This is a genomic window from Alteromonas pelagimontana, from assembly GCF_002499975.2.
Classification (GTDB): Bacteria; Pseudomonadota; Gammaproteobacteria; order Enterobacterales; family Alteromonadaceae; genus Alteromonas; species Alteromonas pelagimontana.
This window is the reverse complement of the sequence record NZ_CP052766.1, coordinates 4,261,968-4,287,389: the sequence shown is the minus strand read 5'-3', so window position 1 is coordinate 4,287,389 and position 25,422 is coordinate 4,261,968. Positions and strand designations below refer to the sequence as shown.

The window sequence follows — 25,422 nt, the reverse complement described above, 5'->3', positions numbered from 1 at the left end:
TTACGTTCAGGACGAGAGCACGAGTGAGTAAAAATTCATCGGCAGTAGAAATTTATTATCCAAAACGTCGTAAAATTATTCATGATGGCCCTGCTGGAGCATCCCTGCTTCAGAAATCCGGATAAAATAACCGCCTATTGTTCGGTAACTATTCGCGTTCTTAACCCTTTTTCTTCAAGGTATGTTCCGATAAATATTCAGGGGCTTATCGATTGGCTTAGGTTTAATGAAATCTTTGTGCTTTTGATAAAAATGATCGAGACAATAGTAAATACGTTTGGGCGCTTCTAACATTGGCATGTGTCCCAAATCGTGAAATACCTGCGTAGCGCAGGGAACGGTATCGCTCCAGTTTCGCATAGCGGAAACATGGATTAAGGCATCTTTCATACCCCATATAATAAATAAGGGAGGACGGGTTTTCGCCATCGAGCTGGAATTGAGATAGCCTGATGCGGAGTAATCTCTAAAGATGTGTTCATACTGTGCGCGTTTGGCAATATATCGCTGCGCCATCGCATCTTTGACGATCGAAGGCATGTACGGAGGTCGGCTCATGGAGAGGGCCAGTAATTTGCGAAAATCGCCGCGTTCCTGAACAAAAAAAGGGTTTAAACCTTGCTCCATCAGCTTATCCAGCTTACTTTTTTGCACGCCCGGTAGCCCGCCGGGGCTAAGCAATACCGCAGAAGCAATGCTGCTCTCATGATATCGGGCCATCCATGCTGCAATATGGCCACCCATCGAATTGCCAATAACATGCGCGCGTTGGTAGCCTAACTGCCAAATGAGCGAGCAAAGAATTTCTGCCTGCGCTTTCACGCTATAATTCCATTGGGGAGAATAGCCGGTGTCACCGTGTCCGGGCAGATCAGGAATAACAATATGAAACTGATCTTTTAATTTGCTGGCCAAAGGAAGCCATACGGATTTATCCGCGCTAAATCCATGAACCATGATTAGCAAAGGACGCGAACCTTCAAATTTAAGACTATTATTTTCCAGTGCGGCAATAGGCATGCCATTAACGCGATAGCAGCGCTCACTAAAGCCATGCTTGAACATACGATACTGCTGAGTGATGAACAATAGCCAGTCACCTACGCGCGGGTAGGTATAAATGTATAGAGACAGAAACAGAATGCCAAAAAAGAAAAGGATCCACATAAAGAAAAAATGTCTCCGTAAACCGTACGTGAATTACACCACGCGGAAAGTATTAAAAATCCAGTTACGCATAACGCTAAGGTAACATGCTGTAAGGCGAAAAACGCGTTATTTGCTTGATGATAACTGAAGTAATACGATGAAAGTGTAAAATTAAGTACAGTACGACCATCCACTGGTCACTTTATAGTAAATGCAATGTAAGGGTTTTATCCTATCTGTAAAAACTGTTTCCAAAAATCCCCCTTTAGTCGTAGTTCGTCGGATTGGCTGAAGCAGGAAGAATGATCTGTAACATTGCACAAGCCATATCCATGACAATAAAGAATATTATTAAGGAGTCTAGGTGAGAAATCTCATTCTGGCAGTACTCATATTATTACTCATAAGTAACGTATTAGTCGGTTTAATCTGGCCTGTCGCCTGGGTTTTCCTGTTGCTCACCGGCACATTAATGGTATTTGCAGTGTTTGATAGTTTACAGAAAAAACATGCTATTTTGAGAAACTATCCTCTAATTGGTCGCATGCGATGGACAGCGGAAAGTCTCCGTCCCTACCTGCAGCAGTATCTTCTTGAATCCGATACAGAAGGTCGCCCAATAAACCGTATGTTTCGGTCCATTGTTTACCAGCGCGCCAAGGATAGTCTCGATACCTTGTCGTTTGGTACACGGTTGGACACATACCAGGACGGGTATGAGTGGATTGGTCATTCGCTTTCAGCCATGGATGTTGAAGAAATGGACTGTGATCCTAGGGTCATCATTGGCGGCCCTCAGTGTAAACAACCTTATAGTGCCAGCCTTTTCAATATTTCAGCAATGAGCTTTGGCAGTTTAAGTGGCGCGGCGGTAACAGCATTAAACAAAGGCGCCAAAAAGGGCAATTTTTCTCATAATACGGGCGAGGGTGGGCTAACCCCGTATCACTTGGATAATGGCGGTGATCTTGTTTGGCAGATTGGCACAGCCTACTTTGGCTGTCGCAACAAAGACGGCACTTTTAACCCACAGCTGTTTAAAGAAAGAGCGACGCTGCCAAACGTAAAAATGATCGAAATAAAACTGTCTCAAGGAGCCAAACCCGGTCACGGCGGTATTTTACCTGCACATAAAAATACGCCGGAAATAGCTGCTATTCGCATAGTAGAACCGGGCACCCGTGTAGATTCTCCGCCTCGTCATTCAGCCTTTGCAACGCCGCTGGAGATGATGGATTACATCACCGAATTGCGAGAACTCAGCGGTGGCAAGCCGGTGGGATTCAAGTTGTCGTTGGGGAGAAAGAGTGAGTTTATCGCCATTTGCAAAGCCATGCATCAAACCGGTGTATATCCGGACTTTATCACTGTGGATGGAGGGGAGGGCGGAACTGGTGCTTCACCCCTGGAATATTCTAATTCTGTAGGGTTTCCGTTGCGCGAAGCGCTGGCGTTTGTAGATGACTGTTTAATCGGTTTTGATTTACGTAAACATATTAAAATTATTGCTGCGGGGAAAATTTTTACGGCATTTCATTTAGTGCAAAACTTAAGTTTAGGCGCGGATGTGTGTAACAGCGCCAGAGGAATGATGCTAGCGCTGGGTTGTGTGCAGTCGCTGTCCTGCAATACGAACCGTTGTCCGACTGGGGTGGCCACACAAGATCCTAAACTGATAAAAGGGCTGGATGTGGCAGATAAGTCTGAGCGAGTGTACCGGTTTCAAAAGAAAACCATTCATTCCCTTGTCGATCTTCTCTCATCCACCGGGCATCAATCGCCCCACGATCTTAACCGGACTCATATTTTTCGGCGTGTTGATCAACAGAATATCAAACGTTATGACGAAATCTTTCCGCTAGTTAAACGGGGTAGCATGCTTGGCAATGATGTGCCAGAAGCCTACAAACTGCATGTGCAAGAAGCGAGCGCGGAAAGCTTTATGCCTGCCAGCCACCTGGCGAAAATTGCAGAAGAAACCAAAGCGGTGTGAATGATCGCGTTCGGGCTATTTCTAAGACCCGACTGGCAGGCGGTGGTTGACGATTTCGTACGTCGTTCTGCTTTTATGATAAGAGTTTGAAGAAACTGAGCACTGGGATAAGTGGAGGTTTCTTAGCCAGAACTTCTGGAGGATGGATGCTCCAGCAGAGTCATCGCGGATGATTTTACGGCGTTTCGGATAAGAAACTTTTACATATTTTCACAGCTGATCGTTTTTCGCTCACTCATGCGGTTGCCCTGCAGGTACACGCATTCGGAACAATAAATACTTCACCTGGTGTGGCCAGGAAAATGCAACTTTTGTTTGTTTATTATTCACCCTCCCAAACTCGCAATATCGTTGATGCACCACTCCAATCACCACTTAAGCAATGAAGATGGTAATCAAAACATTTTAGCATTACTCAATTCTATAAGCGTTGAATGAGAGCAAATTTTTCAGTTCTGATTTTTGCTGATTTGGAGTCGAGCGTTCTTCTTCCAATAGACTTACAGCATTAACATTAGATTATTCGGTCTCCAATTTACGCAATATATAATTATTTTGCGTATAACTCTAATTATTAGTAGTCTAACGCTTAACTTGAGAGAAGGGCCAAAATGATCTCAGGAAAATTGCCTGCTCACAGCCGTTGTTTATGCTTTTTCGTTGTTGTCTGGATAATGTTCCTTACTTCTAATGCCAGCGCTGCCAATAAAAATGTAGAAAAGCAAACTACCCGTGATGGCACAGTGACTATTCCCTGGCACGCGGACTATGCGAAATACAATACGCTTAGTGTAAAAGGCGTAAATGAAGAAGAGATCGCGTCCTATCCGGTAATCGCTGACCAAGGCTGGGTGTTAAGCGGCCTAAGCAGTGGCAATTATTCCGTATTTCTTACCTCTACCGCCAAAACCATTAAAGTGTCAGACATTAGAGTGCAGCACTTTTCGTTGAAATCTGCTGGTGCATTGTTTGGACTGGGATTCCTTATGTTCTGCTATTTACTATACACGCTGTTTCATGCTCAAAAGGTGTATGGATGACGGACTTTATGCTCAGTGCGCCCACTGCAATAGGGATTCTCATCGCGTTTGGCGTTGTGTGGATCTGCTGGGGTTGGTATTTAGGTCGTAATAATCGCACTATTGAAGATTATGCCCTTGCTGGCAGAAACGTCGGCTTTGCTATGGCAACGGCAACGGCAATGGCAACGTGGATCACAAGTAATACTACCCTGGTTGCGCCTCAACTCACTTACCAGTTTGGCGTATGGGGCATGTTAGGGTACAGCATGGCCGCTTTAGGTCTCATTCTGTTTGCTCCTCTAGCTGCACGAATCAAGGCCTTGTTACCAGAAGGTTTTACCAGCGGCGACTTTATCTTTCGTCGTTATGGTCGATTTGCCTGGGCAATGTTTATGATCATTTCGTTATGTTATGCAGTGGGTTGGCTAGTCAGTTTAGGTATGGCTGGCGGATTGTTACTTTCGTCGTTAAGCGGTCTGGATTATATGACGGGTATGACTGCAATTCTCATTATTTGCGTTGGCTATACGCTATTGGGCGGGCTAAAAGCAGTTATTGCCACTGACTTTCTACAAACTCTCATCATAATAACCGGAGTGGTAATTGTAGCCTGGATAGGTATAGAGAAAGTCGGCTTTGACACCATGCATACCACGTTGACCCAACAACAACCAGAGTTGCTCAACCTGTTGTTTCCTGCGGCTATCATGTTTTTTTTCAACAATATATTTTTCGGTATTGGTGAAATTTTTCACTCAAATGTTTGGTGGTCACGCGCGTTTGCTTTTGCTGACGGAGTCGGAAAACGTTCGTACTTAACTGCTGGTTTGCTGTGGTTTCCCATTCCTATTGTTACTGGCTTTATCGCTTTAGCCGCCAGTTCACTAAACCTGGCGCCACCCAGCGCAGATATGGTTGGTCCCATGGTGGCAGCTAAACTTCTTGGCAGTGCCGGAGCTGTAGTCATTTTCATTATTGTTTTTTCCGCACTGGCTTCAAGTATGGATTCCTTGCTGGCAGCGACTTCAGACCTGCTGACGCAGGATATTTATAAAAAGCTTATTCATCCTGCAGCGTCTTCGCAACAATTGCTCCGTGCAAATCGTTGTATCGTAGTAGCACTAGGCGTAGCTACGTGGGTAGTCGCCGCATTCAAATTAGCCACACTGGGAGCGCTGCTAAATTTTACTGGCGCATTTGTGGCCTCAACTATCTGGCCCATCGTATATGGGCTCTATCAGCCGAAACTGGCCGGAAGATGGGCTGGTGTCTCTATGTTATCAGGCACCGTCTGTGGCTTGGCGGGATATTTTATTATCGGCTTTTATGTTGCGGCCATCGTTTCCTGTGCAGTGTCTTTAGTTTGCTGCCAAATCGGTATTCGTAAAGGTAACGTTGAATTTCAATGGCACGAGCTTAAGGGGTAGAGCATGTATATCAGTGAACTGATGCTTACCGCCTTAGTGTATGCCTGTCTATTGGCGAGTTGTTGTAGTCCGGTACTGCTAGTGTACTGGTTACTACGGGATATGAAAGGTAAATCATTATGGTAAGAGCGGAGCTTGAAGCGGTCGTTAATTTCAATCGCGAACGGCCAGATGTTTATGGTAACGCGCACCCCAAATCTCTGCTGCGGGCAATACAAGAAGATGGAGATCATCTTAGCAAACTCACTAATAAGCATGTTTATTCGGCAGATCAGTTCGATCGCGAAGAGCTGTTGCAGATATTTCGCCTGGCAGCAAAGTACGAAGCGAATCCGGACCGCTTCGGCACATCGTTACAGGGTCAGATACTAATATCCGCTTTTTACGAGCCCAGTACCCGAACCCGCTTATCATTCGAAAGTGCATGGCATCGGCTAGGTGGTGACATTATGTCAATCACCGATCGCTCCACCACCGGTCTGGCGAAAGGAGAAAGTCTGGCAGATGTAGGAGAGATGTTTAACAACTATGGCGACTGTGTAGTACTGCGAGATACTAACGCGAACTCGGTTCGGGACATGATGGGGGCGCTGCGGATTCCTATTATCAATGCCGGTAATGGTACTGATGAACATCCTACCCAGGCATTCGCTGATCTTTATACTATTTTAAAATGGAAGCCTTCTCTGATAGCAGATCCCGGAGGTGAAAAGATAAACCTTTGCCTTATTGGTTTACCCTCCAAAATGCGTACTGTGCGCAGCTTACTAAAACTGGTGGCGTTGTTTCCTGAGTGCTTTAGTCAAGTCACCATTGTTAACGACCAACAGCAAAATGAGATGTTTGATAAAGGGCAACTGGAATCTCTGGTCCAGTCGGGTCTCAATATACAAACTTCTGACAATTTACAAAAAGTCCTGCCTGATGCCGATGTGGTGTACATCAACGCCATTGCATGGGAGGGAAATTCATTTAACCAATACGGCAATCAATTCGCGATCAACAGCGACTCGCCGCTAAAAAAGGGCGCCATTGTGTTACACCCACTCGCCCGTGGCGCTGAGCTGTGTCGAAGCTTGGACAACACAGCCCACAACTGGTATTTCGCACAGGCGCGCGGTGCCGTATTTCTGCGCCAAGCGCTGTTAACCTGCTTAGTACGCCGGGCAGAACGCGTATTGGATATTGTATAGATTAGGAAAGGGGAAACTATGTGTGGCATTGCAGGCGTTTTTGCCTCTAGAAAATCTCAGCCAATTGATTCACAGACGCTGGTAAATATGGCGGCGATGATGAACCACCGCGGGCCGGATAATTATGGTTATTGTAATCCGGCTGATATGGGAGTGGGGATGAGCCACGCCCGGCTGACCATTAACGACTTGAACGAAAGCCGGGGACGTCAACCTTTTTGGTTGGATGGCGGGCAAACTATGTGTGTGCATAATGGTGAATTTTACGGTTACCAGCGGATCCGCACCGACTTAGCCGCCCAAGGAGTAGAGTTTATCAGTAAAAGCGATTCGGAAATCCTACCCACGCTTTTTCGCCACTGTGGCATAAATGAAACGCTCAAGCAGCTGCGGGGGGAGTTTGCTTTCTCGTTATATGATGAGCGGGAAGACTGCATGTATTTGGTGCGAGACAGGTTTGGAGTAAAACCCCTGTACTGGACTCAAACGCAAAACGCGCTAATTTTTGGCTCTGAAGTGAAAGTGATTCTTGCGCATCCTGACGTCACCCCTGAGCTTGACTCAGAAGGATTGTTTCATCAGCTTATTCAAGTCATGGTTCCCGGTACCACCGCGTTTAAAGGCATTCAGCAGGTTGAGCCTGGACATATGCTTAGAATTACGCGCCAGGATGGTCGCCTGAATGTCGAGACGCATAAATATTGGGACATGGATTTTCCGGTGATCGGTACCCGCGATACAAAGGCTGATGACTACTATATTGATGGCGTGCGGCGCGAATTACTGGAAGCGGTGCAACTGCGGTTAAATGCCGATGTTCCTGTGGGGTGCTATCTTTCGGGGGGCATTGATTCTTGCGCAATCTTAGGACTTGCTTCGCAATATTCCCAAGAGCCGCTTAAAGCCTTTACCATCAGCTTTGACAACGCTGATTATGATGAGTCTGAAATTGCCACCGAAATGGCGGAATCAGTTAACGCCGATCAGGAAATCCTCACACTAAATGCCGATTTGCTGTACAACAATTTTGCGCGCACTATCTGGCATACCGAACGCACTATCTATAACACGCTGGCAGTGGCAAAGTTAATGATGAGTCAGCAAGTTCGCCATGTAAATTATAAAGTGGTGCTTACCGGGGAAGGCTCGGATGAATTATTTGCGGGGTATCCCGCATTCCGACAGGACATGTATCTGCATGGAATGGAAGGGCTTGACGCCGACCAGGCTATCGAGTGGCGACGTTCCCTGGAAACCTCAAATGCATTGTTTAAAGGCGCGATGCTGCCCAAAGAAGAATACGCCTCAGCCGATCTTGACAGTAAAATTGGATTTACTCCCAGTTGCTTGCAGCCCTGGTTGGGGTGTTCGGACCATGCAAGACAGCTTATTCACCCAGAGCATCGTAAGAACTTAGTCGATTACGAGCCGGGAACGGCCATAGCCAGTAAGCTGGATAGCCATTATTTAACACAAAGACATCCATTAGATAAGGCCCAATACGTGTGGATAAAGACAATGTTAGAGGGCCAGATTTTGACATGGGGTGGCGATAGGGTCGATATGGCTAATTCTATGGAAGCCAGGCCGCCATTTCTTGATCATAAACTGGCGGAATTTGCTGTTCAAGTGCCACCCCATATGCGAATTCGTGGCAGTAAAGAAAAGTATGTGTTACGTGAAGCTATGAAAGGGGTGTTGCCGGAAACGCTTTATAAACGCGAGAAGTTCGCTTTTATGGCACCGCCTGCCCATACCGATGATGCAAAATGGAAAAAGCTGAAGGCCTTGTTGAACAAGTACGCCAGCCGGGATCAAGTCGAAGCTGCGGGGTTGCTGGATGCTGATTATTTAGAATCACTGGTTACAAAGCAGGAGTCTGATGCCACTGAGGTAAGTGATAAAGTCCAGATTGATGCCATTCTCAATCATGCTTTGGGCGTTATGATCCTTCATCATCACTTTATTGAACGTGATATTCCCACTTATGCTTATGAACAAGCCCAAAGTATGGGGTGGGTAGTATGAGCCTTTCTGCTTAAAGGCAATGTACGCCTTGTGCGGGATACTCCATTTGATGAAATTCTGAGAATCAGGTTTTCATCTTGAACATAACGCGCGGCCGTTTTTGCCGCGCCTGGTTTTACCCTTAACGACGCCGACTGAAAAAGTGAGTTCGGTAATGTCCGCTCTGTGTTCTTGCCGAACCCAACTATTTAAGCGATGACGTCTGGCAATTCATGGGAATGTCATAGTTTAAGGGCAACATGACAACAGGCAGTGTTCAATACTTTGTTTAGCAAGTGAAGGGAGTATGACAGCAAAACAACGCGGTGTAGCCAGATTATATTTTGCGACAATTTATTCTATAAGGGGGTTAACTGCTGCATTTCGTAGTGAAGCTGCCATTCGCCAGGAACTAGCGGCCATGGCAATTCTTGTTCCTGTAGCGATGATGGCAGATGTTACCACTACCGAAAGATTACTACTTATCATCTGCCTGTTTATTGTTCTCATTACTGAGTTATTAAATTCAGCCATAGAAGCACTTTCAGACAGGGTTAGCACCGAAATTCATGTGCTTATTGCGAAGGCCAAGAACATCGCCTCGGCCGCCGTTTTTGTAGCGCTTATTTTAGCGGCTATTTGTTGGTTTACGATTTTAGTTTACCCCTGATCTCGAGAGTTCTTCTGACACATCCTTGTGTAGCAGTCAAAAAGAACAGCAAAAAGAACTAGAATGAGGCGATTTTTTTACCCTCAGGCAGACGATCATTAAGCATTTCAGTGATGCTACTTTCAATTAGCTTTAAATGTGAGGAGTGAATACGGATCTCCGAAGGATCTTCAAAGCTTATATTGGTGAACACCATGTCGTCGCCGCTCGAGGTAACTCTTACAGTGTGATGATCGTCACTCTCTGCCACCGGAACATACACACATAACGGCTCATTGTGGGTTTCTACGTAACGAAAGGCTTCTTCCTTACTGGTAAATGGTGGTTTTTTCTCTGGATGTAACTTCCAGTGAGATGACTGATCAATAACTTCAATTAATGTCTTAGCATGAAGCTCCGCAATTTCATCCGACATGTTCTACTCCTTAGCGATATAAGACTATGGGTGTAACTACGCTGGCAATATAGAAACGGTTTCAAATAAAAATTGAACGGTTTTACAGGTAACCGATTCTCTTTTAGGTAGAAAAACCGGAAGTAGGGCGCGCAGCATTTTTTCTAAGCGGATTAGCGCCTGATAATACCAATCCACTTAAATGTGGGCTCACTTAGCGCGAGAAAAAGCCGCGCTCGAAGGTAACAGCTTGAGGGAGAACGTACCAGCAATTAGGCAGGTCGGGCAAGGGAGAAGGCAGTAAGCTCATAAACCAGCTAACTGCAGCCTTGGGCGTAAAAACCATTAAAACTGTTGGACAACATTGTCATTGGCCCGCAATTGCTTACGGTTAAATTGCACTTGTGACTTATAAGCGCCATCTTCATCCTGTTCTATCATCCCCATTTGAACATACTGCTCAAGCATAGGGGCGAATTGTGGGAGAACCTCTGTCACGTATTTTCCTAACTGAATAGATAATTCTGCTTGAAGCTTTTCGGCGCCATGCCCCGCAAGCAGCTCCGCATACTTAAATGGCTGGATATCAGCACGTCCTTGAGCTTGAAAAGGAACCTCATTGTATTTAAACGAAAGCTTTTCCAGGGTGATGGTGAGCGGTTTTGCGCCTACAGCATCTATCATAGCAATAAGCGACTCTTTGTTGTCGGTCGATGGCACGGGTGTCAGTCGGGCATACAGTTCAGCGGCCGCTTTATCAAAACCTGCTAACACAAAGTTAAATTCAACGTTCTCCAGAATACCAGGGGCCGCGGGGGGGAAATGTCTGCATTAAAGCATTCTTCAGTGCATATTCCACACTGAAAGTATCGTCATTATGAAGCACTGTTTCCGTTGAAAAACTCAGATGTTCGCCTTTGAAAATATCTGCCAGTGGAGTGTAAAAACCATAGTTATTTATTTTGGTTTTGATACTGTACACGAAGGTAGTGCCGAATACCCTGGACATTTCTCCACGTGTTGCAAGTTGGGAAAATTGCCAAGTCAGCTTTTCCTCGGGCAAAGCCAACATTGCTCCTTCCCATTCCAATTCAAATTGAACCTCTTTCAAATCGAAGTCGGTAGTAGAGAAAAGGTGCAGAGGATGAATAGTAATATCTGCACCGTTTTCCTCAAACACAGCGTCTTCCACGCTAAAAGATGAATGTATAGTGCGAGTTAGCGCATTTAAGGACCAATTTGATTCGTATGGAACTTTCTGAAGATGCTGCGCCATTTCCTGAGTAATTTTATCATTACTGGGTTCAAAGCGGTTATCGCAACTAATATAAAACGGGAATATGTGGCAGTCATTATTGACGGCGAATTTAAGCGAAGTGGTAGAACCAATAGTTCCCCCCATTGTGTTAAAAAACTCTGGATCCAAGCTTATGCGATACTCATCGTTTACCCAGAAAAAACCTTCCTCAATTACTGTACGCTCCATTGTAACGCCTTTAACAGTCGGTACTTCCTTATAAATCGCCAACTGATGGTCTATGGTATTTTCATAGGTTTTCTTGGTATAAAAGGTGGCTCCCGCGAAAGCAACAGCGGCCCCTGTAACTAGCAATACTGCCGATTTTATATTCATAATCACTCTCCATTTGATTTTCTTGGTCGCCGTTCATAGCTTATCCTTTTCTAAACAACGAACGACTGCGGTAAAAAACGCCGCTAAGGTACTAAAAGTCGCGTTATATGGATAGCGAATTACCGCATTAAGGTGACTGTTATGGGTCTCGCAAGGACTTGGGTCCTCAGGCTTACGCCGGCTAGAAGGGCAGAATAAGAGTGGCGAGTGGTGAGATTTCGTTGAAGACAAAAGACCCTGTGCAGACAGCAAAACAATAAAACAAGTTCGACTTTTCTATTTTTTCTGGTTTATCATCTGCTTAACTGACCTACACCATATTTCAATTTCTATTGAATGTGCGAAATCGGGCGAAGACCCTGCGGCGGAGAAGTATTGATTAATAATGAGTCGGTAGTACGAAGTTGCAACTTGCTGAATGCCGTACATGAACTTCACAAAGAAGGCTTTCAGCATCTGGCAGTCTATTGTTATTTCGAGGGCACGAATTGGGCCGCAACGTTGTTACCAGCTTATGATTTAAGTGTAATGGATGGCGAGTTGATTGTGCTGCCGAGCTTGTCAGGACTTCATCATAAGCATGTTTCAAAAGGTAGGGCTGGCACCTTTTTTGCATGGGATGACGTTGCTATTTCCAACCCCTACACCCTGACGAGATATATAAAAAGCCGGTTTGGCAAGTTGTTGGAAGCATGCAAGGGCGATAATTTTGCTTTTGTCGGATGGTACGCCAAATTAGTTGGTAAAGCAGATACTGGTCTGATGCCGATAATGAAAAAGCGGGCTACAGCCATTCCTCACACCGTCGCTATTCATGAGGGCGCAGATTTTCCATTGCCGCCGGTACAGCGTGTGCAAATGTATAATAACCAGCTTTTTGTTGTCGATAAAGCGCCGCATTTGCTATCGCAAAACGAGGATTGGCATTTTGGCCATAAATCGCGAATCGATAGCTTCGACTTCAAACAAAACACGATAATACGCGTACCCGAGTACCCATATTGGCTTAAAAGCGAACTGGAAATGTCGGCATATTGGGAAGGTGCCATTTATTACGCGCAGGTCATTTTAAAAGTGGAAAGCATTAGCGATTTTCTAAGGCAACTGGGTAAAGAAAAAAGCCATACTTCTGCCTGGAAGTGGTTTGTGAAAATTTATGATTCGCACGGACAACTGGATTACTTTGTTGCTTTTCTGTTAAGCCTTCAGATGAAAGGTGCTTCAGCGCTGCTACCAATTTCTCGTAAGAACAACAGAATAAGGTGGTTAACAGAATTTGAGAGCAGAATTAAAGAAAGACAATGTATTCATAGTTCGCACAATCCTTATGTGGGGGTAGAAAATAATCCTCTGCACTTGGGTTTAATTTTGGCTGATTACGAAAATCATTGGCTGGTTTGAGCCGGACGAGAGCATGAGTAATTAGAAATTTGTTATTCGAAACGCCGTGAAATCATCCATGATGGTTCTGCTGGAGCATCCTGCTCCAGAAGCCCGGTTTAAAAAAAGCCCGCTTATTGTTCAATCACTGTTCGTGATCTAACCCAGAGTTTGAGCCGACATTAGCGCTACTTTACCACCTTTAAATACCTCTGTACCAAATGCTATACCTCATCCTACGCATAATTACTTGTTGAATTTCCGCCGAATTTAGTAATCTTCTACCTAAGTAAAAAAGTAGATATAAAAAATGAAAACGATAAATAAAACAACAGGTTTTACTTTAATTGAACTGGTAATTGTTGTGGCAATTTTAGGTGTGCTGGCAGTAACCGCAACGCCACGTTTTGTCGATATCTCTGAAGATGCCAAAGCTTCTGCAACTGAAGCGCAGTTCGGCAGTTTTAAGTCCGGTCTGTCTTTGCTTCATGCGAAGTATTTAATCAGGCAAACTTCTCCAATTCAAATTGGTAATACTGACGTTAAGTTCAGTAATGCGGGATGGCCCCTGGGGAATACAGATGATAGCACTGGCTGTCGTGAAGTATGGAATGTGATGTATTCTGAACCCGAACCTATTACAGTAGTTGCAGATTACAACTCTACACTTGCTGAAGGTTGGAACGCGTTTGCGTATAGCGGTATTTGCGGCTTTATTAAGAGCGGAGGCGGTGAAACTATTGTATCTAGCGGCGCACCGCATTTTGTCTATTTCATGCGTGATTTTGCCGTGAACGCAGGTGGATTTAACTATTCCGGCGAAGCGGGTCAGGTTAAGATTTATAATAGAATGTAGCTAGGGCGTGTTGACCTTTGCTATCCGGATTTTGTTCAAAATGAACCTGTTTTAATTGCGGCGCAAGCTATGGAACCCCTTCGTGGTAAAAAAGCTACCTAAATAGCGAGCTACAATGAGCAATACAGGTTTATGAAGAGCCCTGCGGGCAGCGACGTTAATTCACATTTATATCTTGTCGTCAGATAAAAAATTTCACCGTTAGTTGCTGCCACATTATCAATTGGAATGGGTAACGTAATTTATCAGAGACAGGTTGCGAGTACGTTTAAACAATAAGTAAGAATTTCTTCGCCGAACTACTGGAGCAAAATGCTCCGGCAGAACCACCACGGGCGACTTACGGCGCTTCGAATAAAAAATTTTAGTTATTCTACTGTTGATGAATTTTATTTATTCAAGCTCTTACCCAGCACAGTTCGTAAAGAAAGTTGGCCTTAAAGCAATCCATTTGTCCTATAAAAAGGTATTAATTCTAAGTCGCCAGCGCACATGAACTTAATTGCAAGGTTAATGCAGTGGCGCAGATGCTTTAATTCGGTAACAGCCGAGAGGGTAAGTTTATGAGTAACAACAGAAAAAGGCCCGAACATGAGCGGGATATTACTTTAAATGATGATGATGCAGAAGCAGGTGGTGCAGAGGAATCAGTTTGTGGCGAAGAAGATCCTGGTGTCGCGCTTGAAGATTTAGTGACACACAGAGACGAAGCAGATAAAAGATAATCCAAGGAAGGGGGAGGAAACCTCCCTCTTTTCGCCTTCCGGACCATGAGATAAGTATAGGTCATTTTGTAAATTTTTCCTGTCATACCTGCCGCTACCTCCAAACCTCTACCGCAAAAAGAAGAATTTTCAACAACATAGATTGCCATGTAAGTGGCCTGATTTTCGCAGCTGACATTTTTAAATGAACCCTATGAAGTTAAGGGGTCGACAATTATCTTTTCACGTTGCGGGAGTATCACTATGAATGACAAGTTTAGTGTGGTGACGATTGTAAAAAATCGCTTCCATGAACTCAGCAATTTAATTTCCTCACTTGAATCTTCCAGTGTTCGACCGCAGGAGCTGGTTATCGTTTGGATGACCGCGCCGACAGATCACTCGCTGATAAAGAGTGAGCATTTTGAGATTGTTCATCGCTTTGAAACTTCTTCAGACCTCCCGCTTCCACAGGCGCGAAATAAAGCCTTTGTTACTTGCCGGAATGACAAAATTTTTCATCTAGATGTTGACTGTGCCTGCTCACCTGAATTTTTTGAGCTGGCGATGGATTCCTGGCAAGATGATCGGGTGCTTACCACTGCTGTTACGCGAGTTGAGACCCTTCCTGAACATGCGACTTTTGAAAATATTCAACGCCGCATTAAATTTCAAAAACGAGATAATTCGGTGAGGTCGTCAATATTAGAGATGCAAGATTTTCAGTCTGCAGTATTTGCTATAAGTAAAAAGGCATTTTCTACTGTAGGAGGCTTTGATGAAAGTTACTGCGGATTTGGAATAGGGGATATCGACTTTGCTACCCGCTGTGAAAGCGCTGGATTCCATCTTTTTCAATTGCCGATGCGCACTTTTGCTCAATATCGTCCGGGAAGAGCTTGTCCGGTGAACCACGTCTTAGATATCGTAAACAATGTTGCAACCTTCAAAAGAAAGTGGGGGTTCTATCCCGCTGTGAACTGGCTGAATGAATTTGCCAGTAAAGGTATTATATTTGCAGATTTCGAAGAATATGGCGTCCGCATTCGCCGGTTGCCTACACAACAAGAGTTGTCTCAGGCGATTACGGTGGCTCATTCTTCCCCCTCGGACAATAGCACCACGTCAGCGCCTGATAGTACCGGCCCGACACGATTCGCTATGTAGCTGTGCCTTTGAGCTAAGGGCTGCTAATAAATTTAGCAGCCCTTAGCTCACTATCACTTGCTCCCATAGTCACTCCAGCCTTGCTGTGTCAAAAAAAGTTTATCCTAATCCGTCTTGATGTATCCCTCTATCTCCTTCGGGCGCGGCTTTTTCAGCTTCTGTGCTGCGCCAATTACGTGCGGTTTGGCCCCACTAAACCTTCCCTACACTTGACTTGTCATCAGTTGAAAAATTCTCACGTTGAGTAAGCACACTCCAGACGAATCAGGATTATTTGATGCAACCTCCGAAGATTCTTGATAATAAAAATAACAAAGTATTAACGTTTATTGGAAATGTAAGCGCTACCATGTTAAGTTTATGTGAAAACCAATGTTAGTCGCACCAAAAAATCTGAATATGATGAGTTTTGCAGCTCTTGAACGCGTAGCGAGGCCCGAAGCGCAGCATGTTAGCCATGACAATAAAAGCGTAGACCTCACCAGCATTACCGTTTGCGTTAATTTTTTGAAAGTTGTTCGAAAATTATCACGACAAGCCGCATTTTCTCAGCGTTGATGATGCTCATTCTTGCACCAAGGAGACACCAACATGGCAATACGACCTGCACACTTTAAATCAAGAACCTTATCTCTGATAATCAGTAGCGTTTTCTCTGTCGCTGCTACTAATGTTTCCAGTCAGCCGCTACAGACAGCGTTTTTGCTGAACACCAGTGTTAGCAGCGGCGCCGTAATCCCGCTTGCTGGCATACTGACTTCTGCGCAGGCAGGTGATACGGGCATAGAACAGAACAGCCCTGGCAGCGTGACGTTTTACGTTAATACCAGTGATTGGGCGGATGTTCACTATCAGGTGAACGGGGGAGGGCAGCAAAACATCAGAATGACTATTGAAGCGGGCCAGAATGTGACTCACCTCAATGGTCTTTCTGTTGATGATGAAATTACTTATTGGTTCACATACCTGCAAAGCAATGGTTCGGTCACTGATACTTCACCCGTAACCTATACCGTCACCGCCGAAGATAGCGACCCTGACGGCGACAGTCCCAGTGGCGTCATAGTTGAAGCTGAAGATTATGCGAATTATTTTGATACTACCACTGGAAACGCAGGTGGTGAATTCCGTTCGGATGATGTGGACATCGAAGCTACCGGTGACAGTGGTGGTGGCTTCAACGTAGGCTGGACAGCCGCGGGTGAATGGCTAGAGTACACTGTTGAACTCAATGCTGGTACCTACGACGTCAGCGCCCGCGTTGCTTCCGAAACTGGTGGGGCGGGCTTCTCCCTGTCTCTTGATGGCAATACGTTTGCTTCCCAATCAGTAGTAAGTACAGGAGGCTGGCAGAATTTCGAAACACGCTCAACGGGTCAGTTAACGGTCAGTGATTCTGGTTCGCATAGATTAAGAGTCAATGTTACCGGCGGCGAGTTTAACCTTAACTGGATAGCCTTTGCTCCAAGTAGTGCAGGGGAATCAGACACCGACAACGACGGTGTCAGTGATAGCCATGATCGATGCCCCAATACGGCTGCGGGCGTGCAAGTTGACCACGATGGATGTGTTGTGGTTTCAACCGGAAGCATCGTTCCACTTTACGATAGCTCCACTGCGCTTGAGCCGGCCATCAGCTTTGACCGTGGAGATGCGCTAGTGACGCGCTTCGCTGATCGCGGCCGGGATCGGCACGCAAAAGAAGATCAGTTCCAAATTTATGACCATTATCTCTCCCATTATTGGACGCACCGGACAGCCCAGTTTCAGATTGTCGACTATGTAGCAAAAGGAGGGTCTTCATTAGAAATTACCTTTGTTACCGAGTGGAAACTGGGAGCGAGAGAATTTAGAGCGTTTTATCGCGGTCTGAATACTGTAGCTGAATATCATGGTAACTACTTTGGCGGTGGCGCCGTGGTGGAACTGGACCACGGTAGCTACGACTATGACTTCAATAAAATCAGCGATGTAGGTGAGCAATATCGGTATCAGGTGATTATTGAAGATTACCGTCCGCTTAACTGGGAGCCGTCCAATGGAACTATTCCATTAGAAATCGGGCAACGCATGGAATTTGAAGCCAGTCAGTTTCTTGATGGCGCGCCGGAGGGGCGGGATAATTACTACGGCACTACCTATTTATATATTGTGGGGCAGGGATTGGTTCCGTGGAAAACAAAAGGCGATTTTGCAGATAAATCTTCTGAGCGGGAAGATTCCTATCCCATTGCTGAAGCTGGTTGGTTAGGCGGCCATACCACTTTACCTTACAATTACACTCATGAGCCTGACAATCATTTCATGCAGATGGCGACCAATCTGTCAAATGTTAACGGCCAGGCTTTTGTACAAGGAAGACGTATTCATCACAGCAGCTTTATTGATGGTAAACATAATGAGCATGTAAGCGAAAACGGGATATTTACTGATGTTGTGGGAAAAGCGGGTCCTCATTACATTACTGCAAGCTGTGCCGGCTGTCACGAGCGAAACGGTCGTGCAGCTCCTGTTGAACCGGGTGAACCCTTGGTAAAATGGCAGTTTAAAGTTGCTGATATCAATGGAAACGCCGACCCGCTCCTGGGGTATGTGCTGCAACCTAACAATATTGGAATAAACGATGCTACTGACGGTGAAGGACAAGTGGTCATTGATTCCTGGACAGAAAATAACGGCTTAAGATCGCCTAACTATCAATTTAGTAAATCAACACCTGCACGCTTTTCAGCTCGAATCGCGCCACAGTTGGTGGGCTTGGGTTTGCTGGAAGCTATTCCAGAAAATACTGTGTTATCTCGGGAAGACGTAAATGATGACAATGGTGATGGAATATCCGGAAAAGCTCAACGTGTTGCAGATGCCCAAACTGGTGAAACGCGGTTGGGCCGGTTTGGTTGGAAGGCAGGTAAAGCGGATATCCGGCATCAGGTGGCAGGCGCTTTCAATACGGATATGGGGGTGACCAATAGCTTATTCCCTAATCCTGATTGTGGCTCGTCACAGACTGAATGTGGAAGCAGTGGGGTGGAAGTGTCAGATGCCAAACTAGACATGATGGTGAAGTATATCTCGTTGTTAGGCGTAAGAGCTCAGCGAGACCTTGATGACCCTTCTGTGCAAAATGGTAAGTCGCTGTTCAGTCAAATCGGGTGTAATGGCTGTCACGTTGAAACCATGGAAACTTCTCAATTTCATCCGCTTGCCGAATTACGAGGACAAACCATTCATCCATACACGGATTTACTCTTACATGACATGGGTGAAGGTCTGGCTGACAATTTAGGAGAAGGCAATGCCACAGGCGCTGAATGGCGGACTACACCACTGTGGGGAATCGGGTTGTCTGCATGTGTAACTGGCGGCGTGACCAATGATATTGGTGGCCAGGGCAATGAGTATTGTACTCCTGAGCACAGTTACCTGCATGATGGTCGTGCACGTTCTATCGAAGAAGCGATACTCTGGCACGGTGGAGAAGCTGAAGCGTCTAGAATTGCTTTTGAAAGCTTGTCTGCGTCGGACCAGTCAGCAGTGTTAGCTTTTTTAAACTCATTGTAATACTGATGCTCGCAATGATAAGAAATTGATTAGTGTGATTGAGAGGCCGTTAGTTAAGCTGCTTAAGTGATTGCAAAATGAAGGTTAATGTACTTCGAGCAATGCAAACTAATGGCCTTTCGCCCCCCGGCAAGGTGATGCATCTCTCTTTCTTCGGGCGCGACTTTTACACGTTTGAACTGCGCCAAGTGCGTTGGATTTAGCCCCCAAACCTTCACGAAACTGACTTGTCAAAACTTGAAAATGTTAGCGCTGAGGAACTACACATTAATACGGGTTAGCATTGCGTTAATCTTTTCCCCAACAATGGGCATGAGTTGAAAATCAGCCTTGCAGTTGGTTGTCATAGAAACTGGTAAAAAAGGTGGGGAGCTTTAGGGCGTATTGATCTTTGGCGTCCGGATTTCGTTCAAAATAACTTATTTTATTGCGGCGCGAGCTATGGAGCCCTTCTTGATAAAAAACTGCCTGATTAAATAGTGAGCAACAAAGAGCAAGACAAATTATAAAGAAACTGCAATCGATGTAAAAAGAGACAGAAAGGCCAACTCGCCTTAGCTAAGGAAGTAAAAAAAATTTCGCCAAACGCAAAAAAACCGGCCAAGTGGCCGGTTTTATCTTTTAGCTATCGCTGAGCAGCTTCGATTTCTTGGCGATTTTACAACCCAGCGCGCGCTGAGTGTTTTTGCGTCCGATTAGGGCCGCGATCGCATAAGGGTGTTGTCTCAGTTTCGCTTTTAATCGTGATAAGGTTGCGCGAACCCGATCAAAAACGCTACTGCCGCGCAAGCCATGGTCTTTAGAACTTTGCATAGTCCATCCCTGCTAATTAACTGAACAAGTATTATACCTAAAACATATTGAAAAAGCTATGTCAATATCGAGTGATGATAAAAATATTACAATATGAAGAAAATGGATTGTTCAGCAGCAAGTTGATACATCCTATTTCTTCAGCCTGTACATTTTTTATCGCCTTCAGCGCAAGTTAGATCACTACTTCGACAGAAAAAGTAATTTCCTCACTTATCTTTCTAAAAATGCTTGTTCAATGACGAAATGCCCTTGCATGCGCGAGGTCGCTTTAGAAAACCCTTGCGAGGTGAGCCAATTCGAGAGATCCGCCAGCATCGCATCATTTCCGCATAACATAAACCGGTCGCTTTCAGGCGAAAGCGGCGGTAGCTCAAGATCCTTTACCAGCTTTCCCGTCTCCAGTAACGTAGTGATGCGCCCGCGGTGGGAACATAGCCCATCGACCTTTTTTAAACTGTTGTATTCATAGGGCTCGCGGGTAATCGAAGGATAATAAAGTAACTTTTCTTTAACGTCTTCCCCGAAATAGGGATTCTGCGGAAGTTCCGTTTCGATTTCCTGTTGATAGGCAAGTTCTGAAGCGAACCGGGTCCCATGCACCAAAATTATCTTCTCGAAATTCTCGTACAGAAAGGGATCTTTAATGATACTCAAAAACGGCGCCAGGCCCGTTCCGGTGGCAAGAAGAAAAAGACGCTTACCCGGCAACAAATGACCTGCGACCAAAGTGCCAGCGGGGCGAATTGACATCATAATATTGTCGCCCGGCTTGACGTTTTGAAGGCGAGAAGTCAGCGCTCCGTTCGGGACCTTAATACTAAAAAATTCCAACTCGTCCTCATAGTTAGGACTGGCGATGCTGTACGCTCGCAGCAACGGCTTACCGTCAACTTCCAGGCCAATCATCACAAACTGGCCGTTTTCGAATCGAAAAGAAGGTTCGCGAGTTATTTTGAAACTAAATAACGTTTCACTCCAGTGATGAACAGCGGTAACTGTGGCATTGATTAGATTTCGCATAAAAAATTATCCCGTTGGACGCCATTAGCGAATGATGTCACACATTCGTCATTGATAATAGTTCTCATTACCGGTTTTGCTAATTAATGTTCCTGTATGGGAATAAGTACTACATGCGCACCTGGACGCCGAACTTCAACAGTTGCTTAAGTCTTCCTCCTCAAAAGAGCGATAATTTATCGCAGACCGTCGTTATGATTACAGCCCTCATCACAGTATCCCCGCATCACTTAGAGATAACGGGTAGAAGTACCTACTGAAGTGTTGATAAGCTGAAAGAAGTTCCCGGGGGTAACGCGTAACTTATGTGGTTAGCTGTATGAGTATATATTTTCAGACGCTGGCTATGCTCAGGCCGAGAGGCCGCCTCCTTTGACTATGACAAAACCCGGGTAGATTCATGTGCTCTTCGCACTACTGTAAGTTGACACTTTCCCCGGTTTTTCAACATTCAATGTTCTAAGTGAAGAAGAAATTCGGTATTTGGATTCCCCAAATTCCGTTATAATTCCAGGTAAATATTGATCATATACCTTTCCCGGAAGGGAAAATTGAAGGTGTTGTTGTGTTTAATAGTCAACTGAAGCTGCAGTTACGTAGCGCAGAAGAAAAAGTCGCCTCCTACGACCAGATTTTTGATAGTTTAAAGTCAGAAATGCTGCATCTTACCTTAGATAATGAAGGCATTATTTCAGAAGTTAATGAGCTTTTCGAGAGTGAAAGCGGGTTTAAAAAACACCACATTGTGGGATCTGCCTTTGTTGACTTAGTACCTAAGCGCGCGCAAACGTCAGAACATTTTCGCCAATTGGCAGCTGCAATAAAGAGCAAGCATCATTGGGCCGGCGCAGTTGAAGTTGGTAAATACGAAAAGCTTGTCTGGTTAAGAGTGATTTTACAGCCGATTTTTGATTTGCAAGGTAAATGTCAGAGCTTCGATGTATTTGGAAATAACCTCACTCGTACCATTGAAGCGTCCAAACAGAATGAAAACCTCATATCTGCCTTGCATCGTTCAATGGCAGTAATCGAATTTTTCCCCTCGGGCGAAATTATTACGGCTAATAGTCTTTTTCTTCAAACCGTGGGGTATTCGCTCAACGAAGTTCAAGGAAGGCACCACCAGATTTTTTGTACTGAGGAAGAGCGCCGCAGTGATGAATATGCTCAGTTTTGGCACCGGTTGAATCAGGGGCAATATATCGCTTCACGGTTTAAGCGGGTTAACAAAAAAGGGCAAACTGTTTGGCTTGAAGCTACTTATAATCCGATATTCGATTCTTATGGAAAGCTTTATAAAATAGTTAAATTTGCCACTGATATTTCTCAGCAGGTACGTCGGGAAAATCTTGTTAACGAGGCAGCTGTGCTTGCTGCTGATACATCCATTTCCACAGGTGAATGTGCAGAAAAGGGACTAAAGCTGATGCAGGACACCGCTTTGGTAATGGAAAAATTATCTGACCACATGGCCGTTGCATCACAAAAAATTAAAGCATTGGAAGAGCAATCCAGTACGATCAGCAAAATGGTCAGCGCCATAGGCAGTATCGCTGATCAAACCAATCTTCTTGCGTTAAATGCCGCTATAGAAGCTGCAAGGGCCGGAGACCAGGGTAGAGGGTTTGCCGTTGTTGCAGATGAAGTCAGGCAGCTTGCCTCACGTACCTCAAAGTCAACAGAAGAAATAATGAATGTTTTTTCTAATAACGAAAGGCTGACAAAAGATTCGGTGATAACGATCACGCAAAGTATGACAACGGCCGAGGAAGTTGTAGAACATATTCGTAGCACTCATGAAGTTATCGACAACATTCAGGCCGGCGCGGAAAAAATGTCGAAGCAGTATCCCAGTTATCGAGTCGTCTGGACTAAGAAGAAGCCAGACCTGGACGTGCGGTTGGTTAGCGGTTAAATATTTATTGATGCTTACCATTCGCTAAGTAACCGTAACAAGATCTCTTTTGTCGTTATGGCTATTCGTTGCGAAAATCAGGCAGAGAGTTGCTTTGCAGGTTGCATCCTGCGTTGAGACACGTTAAAAAGTAAATTTGGGCAGGAATACAGAGTGAAGTTTTCAAATGTGTTCAAGGAAGAGCTCCCTCTACATATTATTGAAACTAAAGCGCCGATACTCTCATGTGAAGGGTGCCGCAATGGTAAAGCTTTAGATTTTAACTTTTCGATGGCTTTTCAGCCATTAGTGGATTTAGAAAACAAGTGCGTGTTTGGTTATGAGGCACTGGTTCGTGGATTGGCCAATGAGCCTGCGTTTAGTGTAATTGAAAAAGTTACGGCAGAAAATATTTACCGCTTTGATCAGGCATGCCGCGTAAAAGCAATTGCCCTTGCAGCAAAATCGGGCTTGACTAAACGGTTGAATATTAACTTTTTGCCAGGTGCGATATATCGGCCTGAGCTTTGTATTCGCACTACCTTAGCAGCCGCGGAAAAGTACGGTTTTCCTTTACAGAATATCACCTTTGAAATCGTCGAAACCGAGCAGGTTACCGATACAGTTCGTCTAAAAGAAATAATCGATTACTATAAAAAAATAGGTTTTTCTACCGCGTTTGATGATTTTGGCTCTGGTTATGCAAATCTGGACTGGTTGGCAGAGCTTGAACCGAACAGTATCAAGCTGGACATGAAACTTATTCGAAATATTCACCAAAAGGCAAAGAAAAAGACTATCGTCGCTGCTATCGCTAATCTTGCGAAAGCGTTAGAGGTTGATATATTGGCCGAGGGCGTTGAATCGAAAGGCGAAAGAGATTGTTTAGCTGAAATGGGAATAACCAAACAGCAAGGTTACTTTTTTGCCAAACCACAGTTTGAAGCCTTCATCGAAGTAGACGGCAATCGGTTTACATAACTCCAACTATAAGCCAAACACTATTTTGTTTCCTTATGCGAGTTGCCGTTCATGAATAGCAGGGGCTGATAGCCCCTCTTTTATCACATTAACGGCTAATGTTCCGGTTAGAAAAGATCCCGGTTTGAAGCTTGTCTGCAAGTTATTTCCTGTTATAAGCAATCCATACTGACAATAATTCCTCTCATAATTCATTCAGCGGTTCATGAAAAAGGCGCCGCTTCGCTTCGAACAATTGTTTCGTTCAAATAAAGGCAACGTAGCGAATTAACTGCTGTAGGGTATTCTTTGGGCAGATTAGTATTATCAATACAGCGGATAATAGCCGTGCCTACCGACTCAGCAGAACACTCTTTAAATTTTCATTTTTGAACCCTACGGCGCTATTGCGATGTATAAGTTGAAAGCTTAAAAAGATGTAGAAGAAGCGTAGCCGTTTTACCAACCTAGAAAAATAACCTGTTATTAGCACACAATATTTGTTAAATCCGCGTTACATGACAAAGCGAGTGCCGCAGATGCTTTGGCTTGAATTCTAATGCATTTCTGGCAAGCTGGGTTCCAGTCTAAGAAGATTAATTTGGTTAAATTCAATTATTTTTGGAGAAATTTTCTGTGCTGTGGTTTTTGATCCTGCATATACTATCGTTACTCGTGTGGACGGCGGCAGTGCTGTATGTGCCTATTTTGGTCGTGCACACAGCACAAGAGCAGGAACATTATCACCGTCTGCCCACCGACATCGGTTCTTTGGCACGATTGGTTTTTACCCACGTAGCATCGCCAGCCGCCATCATTGCTATTATCGCTGGAACGTTGGTCTTTGTGGTAGGTGAAAAGGTGACGTTCTGGTTGTTTGTAAAACTTACGCTGGTGAGTTTGATGACAGCCTCTCACGCCAGTATGGGGCTGCTTATTACGCGACTCGAACGTAATGAACTGCGTAATTTAAAGACGTTTAGCTGGATACTGTTTGTGTTGACGAGCAGCTGTATTGTCGCTGTGGTATGGGTGGTGCTGGCAAAGCCTGCCATACCGGAGGCTTTCCCATGGCGACTTTAAGGCTTCACCCGACGTTCTTCTTCCTGCGGGATATCCATTCCTACACCATATTCGAACACCAATTGGGCACCCAGCGAACCAGCAACGTTAATCATTATTCCTGCGAGTATGCTGATATACAGGCCCCAGGGCATAATCAGGGCCCCGGGATCATCACCCAAACGCAACATCAGGTTAAGGGTGGCCAGCGACAGCATCATTATCGCCAGCACACCATGAGCCCAGGCTGCAACAATTCGCCGAATCAAGCGCATGGAGAAAACGTCGATAGCCCCTGGCAAACTTGCAACGATACCACCTGCCAGACCCACAGCTGCCAACCAGAAGCTGGCTCCTGCCCAAAAGGGATCATCAGTGAAGACAAAGACAATGTCAGTAACAATCAGCAAAAGCAGCGCCGCTATGGGAAAATGGATCAAAGCCGGATGCAGAGGGTGACCTTTAATTGCTGCGCGACTGTTAATTCTGGCTTTAGACATATTGGCGTCTCGCT

Annotated in this window: 21 protein-coding genes; 14 read left to right on the top strand and 7 right to left on the bottom strand. The window is 45.0% G+C overall.

Annotated features, from left to right (window positions below; translation table 11 throughout):
- Positions 1–174: 174 nt before the first annotated feature.
- Positions 175–1,167: an alpha/beta fold hydrolase gene (locus CA267_RS18780; protein WP_075609368.1), complete on the bottom strand. Its 993-nt coding sequence runs from the start codon at positions 1,165–1,167 to the stop codon at positions 175–177.
- 346 nt (positions 1,168–1,513) lie between these two features.
- Between CA267_RS18780 and CA267_RS18775 the strand changes: the two genes are divergently transcribed.
- The 6 genes from CA267_RS18775 to CA267_RS18750 all read left to right on the top strand — a co-directional run bounded on the left by CA267_RS18775 (position 1,514) and on the right by CA267_RS18750 (position 9,461).
- A complete protein-coding gene (locus CA267_RS18775) occupies positions 1,514–3,142 on the top strand; it encodes an FMN-binding glutamate synthase family protein (protein ID WP_075609369.1) in 1,629 nt (542 codons plus the stop codon).
- Between the two features lie 611 nt (positions 3,143–3,753).
- Positions 3,754–4,182: a hypothetical protein gene (locus tag CA267_RS18770; protein ID WP_075609370.1), complete on the top strand. Its 429-nt coding sequence runs from the start codon at positions 3,754–3,756 to the stop codon at positions 4,180–4,182.
- Positions 4,179–5,591: a sodium:solute symporter family transporter gene (locus CA267_RS18765; protein WP_075609371.1), complete on the top strand. Its 1,413-nt coding sequence runs from the start codon at positions 4,179–4,181 to the stop codon at positions 5,589–5,591. The genes CA267_RS18770 and CA267_RS18765 overlap by 4 nt, the downstream gene beginning before the upstream one ends.
- Before the next feature lie 119 nt (positions 5,592–5,710).
- Positions 5,711–6,784, top strand: a complete 1,074-nt coding sequence (locus tag CA267_RS18760; RefSeq protein WP_075609372.1) for an aspartate/ornithine carbamoyltransferase family protein — start codon at positions 5,711–5,713, stop codon at positions 6,782–6,784.
- An 18-nt stretch (positions 6,785–6,802) separates the two neighbouring features.
- Positions 6,803–8,812, top strand: a complete 2,010-nt coding sequence (gene asnB, locus CA267_RS18755) for an asparagine synthase (glutamine-hydrolyzing) (protein WP_075609373.1) — start codon at positions 6,803–6,805, stop codon at positions 8,810–8,812.
- Positions 8,813–9,098: 286 nt separating this feature from the next.
- Positions 9,099–9,461, top strand: coding sequence for a diacylglycerol kinase (locus CA267_RS18750; RefSeq protein WP_075609374.1), 363 nt, complete (start codon positions 9,099–9,101; stop codon positions 9,459–9,461).
- Positions 9,462–9,519: 58 nt separating this feature from the next.
- Here the strand turns inward: CA267_RS18750 and CA267_RS18745 are convergent, their stop codons facing one another.
- The 3 genes from CA267_RS18745 to CA267_RS18735 all read right to left on the bottom strand — a co-directional run bounded on the left by CA267_RS18745 (position 9,520) and on the right by CA267_RS18735 (position 11,488).
- Positions 9,520–9,876: a hypothetical protein gene (locus tag CA267_RS18745; RefSeq protein WP_075609375.1), complete on the bottom strand. Its 357-nt coding sequence runs from the start codon at positions 9,874–9,876 to the stop codon at positions 9,520–9,522.
- Between the two features lie 324 nt (positions 9,877–10,200).
- Entirely contained in the window at positions 10,201–10,629 is a 429-nt protein-coding gene (locus CA267_RS18740; protein WP_075609376.1) for a hypothetical protein, read from the bottom strand.
- Between the two features lie 10 nt (positions 10,630–10,639).
- Positions 10,640–11,488 (bottom strand): DUF945 family protein, encoded by an 849-nt coding sequence (locus tag CA267_RS18735; protein WP_075609377.1) that lies wholly within the window; start codon positions 11,486–11,488, stop codon positions 10,640–10,642.
- Positions 11,489–11,863: 375 nt separating this feature from the next.
- Here CA267_RS18735 and CA267_RS18730 point away from each other — a divergent pair, with 375 nt between their 5' ends.
- The 5 genes from CA267_RS18730 (at position 11,864) to CA267_RS18710 (ending at position 19,156) form a co-directional block, all read left to right on the top strand.
- Positions 11,864–12,889 (top strand): hypothetical protein, encoded by a 1,026-nt coding sequence (locus CA267_RS18730; RefSeq protein ID WP_097349232.1) that lies wholly within the window; start codon positions 11,864–11,866, stop codon positions 12,887–12,889.
- A gap of 289 nt (positions 12,890–13,178) precedes the next feature.
- Positions 13,179–13,724, top strand: a complete 546-nt coding sequence (locus CA267_RS19185; RefSeq protein WP_083638442.1) for a type II secretion system protein — start codon at positions 13,179–13,181, stop codon at positions 13,722–13,724.
- 563 nt (positions 13,725–14,287) lie between these two features.
- Positions 14,288–14,449 carry a hypothetical protein gene (locus tag CA267_RS18720; protein ID WP_170669092.1) on the top strand — a complete coding sequence of 54 codons (162 nt, stop codon included), beginning with the start codon at positions 14,288–14,290 and terminating at the stop codon, positions 14,447–14,449.
- 243 nt (positions 14,450–14,692) lie between these two features.
- Entirely contained in the window at positions 14,693–15,595 is a 903-nt protein-coding gene (locus CA267_RS18715; protein WP_075609379.1) for a glycosyltransferase family 2 protein, read from the top strand.
- Between the two features lie 591 nt (positions 15,596–16,186).
- On the top strand, positions 16,187–19,156 hold the full coding sequence (locus tag CA267_RS18710; RefSeq protein ID WP_075609381.1) for a di-heme oxidoredictase family protein: 2,970 nt from the start codon (positions 16,187–16,189) through the stop codon (positions 19,154–19,156).
- Between the two features lie 621 nt (positions 19,157–19,777).
- Here the strand turns inward: CA267_RS18710 and CA267_RS18705 are convergent.
- Both CA267_RS18705 and CA267_RS18700 read right to left on the bottom strand, forming a co-directional pair.
- On the bottom strand, positions 19,778–19,969 hold the full coding sequence (locus CA267_RS18705) for a hypothetical protein (RefSeq protein ID WP_075609382.1): 192 nt from the start codon (positions 19,967–19,969) through the stop codon (positions 19,778–19,780).
- 213 nt (positions 19,970–20,182) lie between these two features.
- Complete coding sequence (locus CA267_RS18700) at positions 20,183–20,992, bottom strand: ferredoxin--NADP reductase (protein ID WP_075609383.1); 810 nt, start codon at positions 20,990–20,992, stop codon at positions 20,183–20,185.
- Positions 20,993–21,557: 565 nt separating this feature from the next.
- On the opposite strand from CA267_RS18700, the gene CA267_RS19180 reads away from it, so the two are divergent.
- From CA267_RS19180 to CA267_RS18685, 3 genes are all read left to right on the top strand, one after another.
- Complete coding sequence (locus CA267_RS19180) at positions 21,558–22,907, top strand: methyl-accepting chemotaxis protein (protein WP_269748474.1); 1,350 nt, start codon at positions 21,558–21,560, stop codon at positions 22,905–22,907.
- A 195-nt stretch (positions 22,908–23,102) separates the two neighbouring features.
- Positions 23,103–23,867: an EAL domain-containing protein gene (locus CA267_RS18690; RefSeq protein WP_075610064.1), complete on the top strand. Its 765-nt coding sequence runs from the start codon at positions 23,103–23,105 to the stop codon at positions 23,865–23,867.
- Between the two features lie 615 nt (positions 23,868–24,482).
- Positions 24,483–24,929 carry a CopD family protein gene (locus CA267_RS18685; protein WP_075610065.1) on the top strand — a complete coding sequence of 149 codons (447 nt, stop codon included), beginning with the start codon at positions 24,483–24,485 and terminating at the stop codon, positions 24,927–24,929.
- Here the strand turns inward: CA267_RS18685 and CA267_RS18680 are convergent.
- On the bottom strand, positions 24,926–25,408 hold the full coding sequence (locus tag CA267_RS18680) for a DUF2231 domain-containing protein (RefSeq protein ID WP_075609384.1): 483 nt from the start codon (positions 25,406–25,408) through the stop codon (positions 24,926–24,928). The two genes, CA267_RS18685 and CA267_RS18680, sit on opposite strands and share 4 nt — an antisense overlap.
- Between the last annotated feature and the right edge of the window lie 14 nt (positions 25,409–25,422).

What these genes read in the sequence shown, in the direction of transcription:
- CA267_RS18780 (WP_075609368.1), bottom strand. Translation starts at nt 1,167, where the DNA reads ATGTGGATCCTTTTCTTTTTTGGCATTCTGTTTCTGTCTCTATACATT.
- CA267_RS18770 (WP_075609370.1), top strand. Translation starts at nt 3,754, where the DNA reads ATGATCTCAGGAAAATTGCCTGCTCACAGCCGTTGTTTATGCTTTTTC.
- CA267_RS18765 (WP_075609371.1), top strand. Translation starts at nt 4,179, where the DNA reads ATGACGGACTTTATGCTCAGTGCGCCCACTGCAATAGGGATTCTCATC.
- CA267_RS18760 (WP_075609372.1), top strand. Translation starts at nt 5,711, where the DNA reads ATGGTAAGAGCGGAGCTTGAAGCGGTCGTTAATTTCAATCGCGAACGG.
- asnB (WP_075609373.1), top strand. Translation starts at nt 6,803, where the DNA reads ATGTGTGGCATTGCAGGCGTTTTTGCCTCTAGAAAATCTCAGCCAATT.
- CA267_RS18750 (WP_075609374.1), top strand. Translation starts at nt 9,099, where the DNA reads ATGACAGCAAAACAACGCGGTGTAGCCAGATTATATTTTGCGACAATT.
- CA267_RS18745 (WP_075609375.1), bottom strand. Translation starts at nt 9,876, where the DNA reads ATGTCGGATGAAATTGCGGAGCTTCATGCTAAGACATTAATTGAAGTT.
- CA267_RS18735 (WP_075609377.1), bottom strand. Translation starts at nt 11,488, where the DNA reads ATGAATATAAAATCGGCAGTATTGCTAGTTACAGGGGCCGCTGTTGCT.
- CA267_RS19185 (WP_083638442.1), top strand. Translation starts at nt 13,179, where the DNA reads ATGAAAACGATAAATAAAACAACAGGTTTTACTTTAATTGAACTGGTA.
- CA267_RS18720 (WP_170669092.1), top strand. Translation starts at nt 14,288, where the DNA reads ATGAGTAACAACAGAAAAAGGCCCGAACATGAGCGGGATATTACTTTA.
- CA267_RS18715 (WP_075609379.1), top strand. Translation starts at nt 14,693, where the DNA reads ATGAATGACAAGTTTAGTGTGGTGACGATTGTAAAAAATCGCTTCCAT.
- CA267_RS18710 (WP_075609381.1), top strand. Translation starts at nt 16,187, where the DNA reads ATGGCAATACGACCTGCACACTTTAAATCAAGAACCTTATCTCTGATA.
- CA267_RS18705 (WP_075609382.1), bottom strand. Translation starts at nt 19,969, where the DNA reads ATGCAAAGTTCTAAAGACCATGGCTTGCGCGGCAGTAGCGTTTTTGAT.
- CA267_RS18700 (WP_075609383.1), bottom strand. Translation starts at nt 20,992, where the DNA reads ATGCGAAATCTAATCAATGCCACAGTTACCGCTGTTCATCACTGGAGT.
- CA267_RS18680 (WP_075609384.1), bottom strand. Translation starts at nt 25,408, where the DNA reads ATGTCTAAAGCCAGAATTAACAGTCGCGCAGCAATTAAAGGTCACCCT.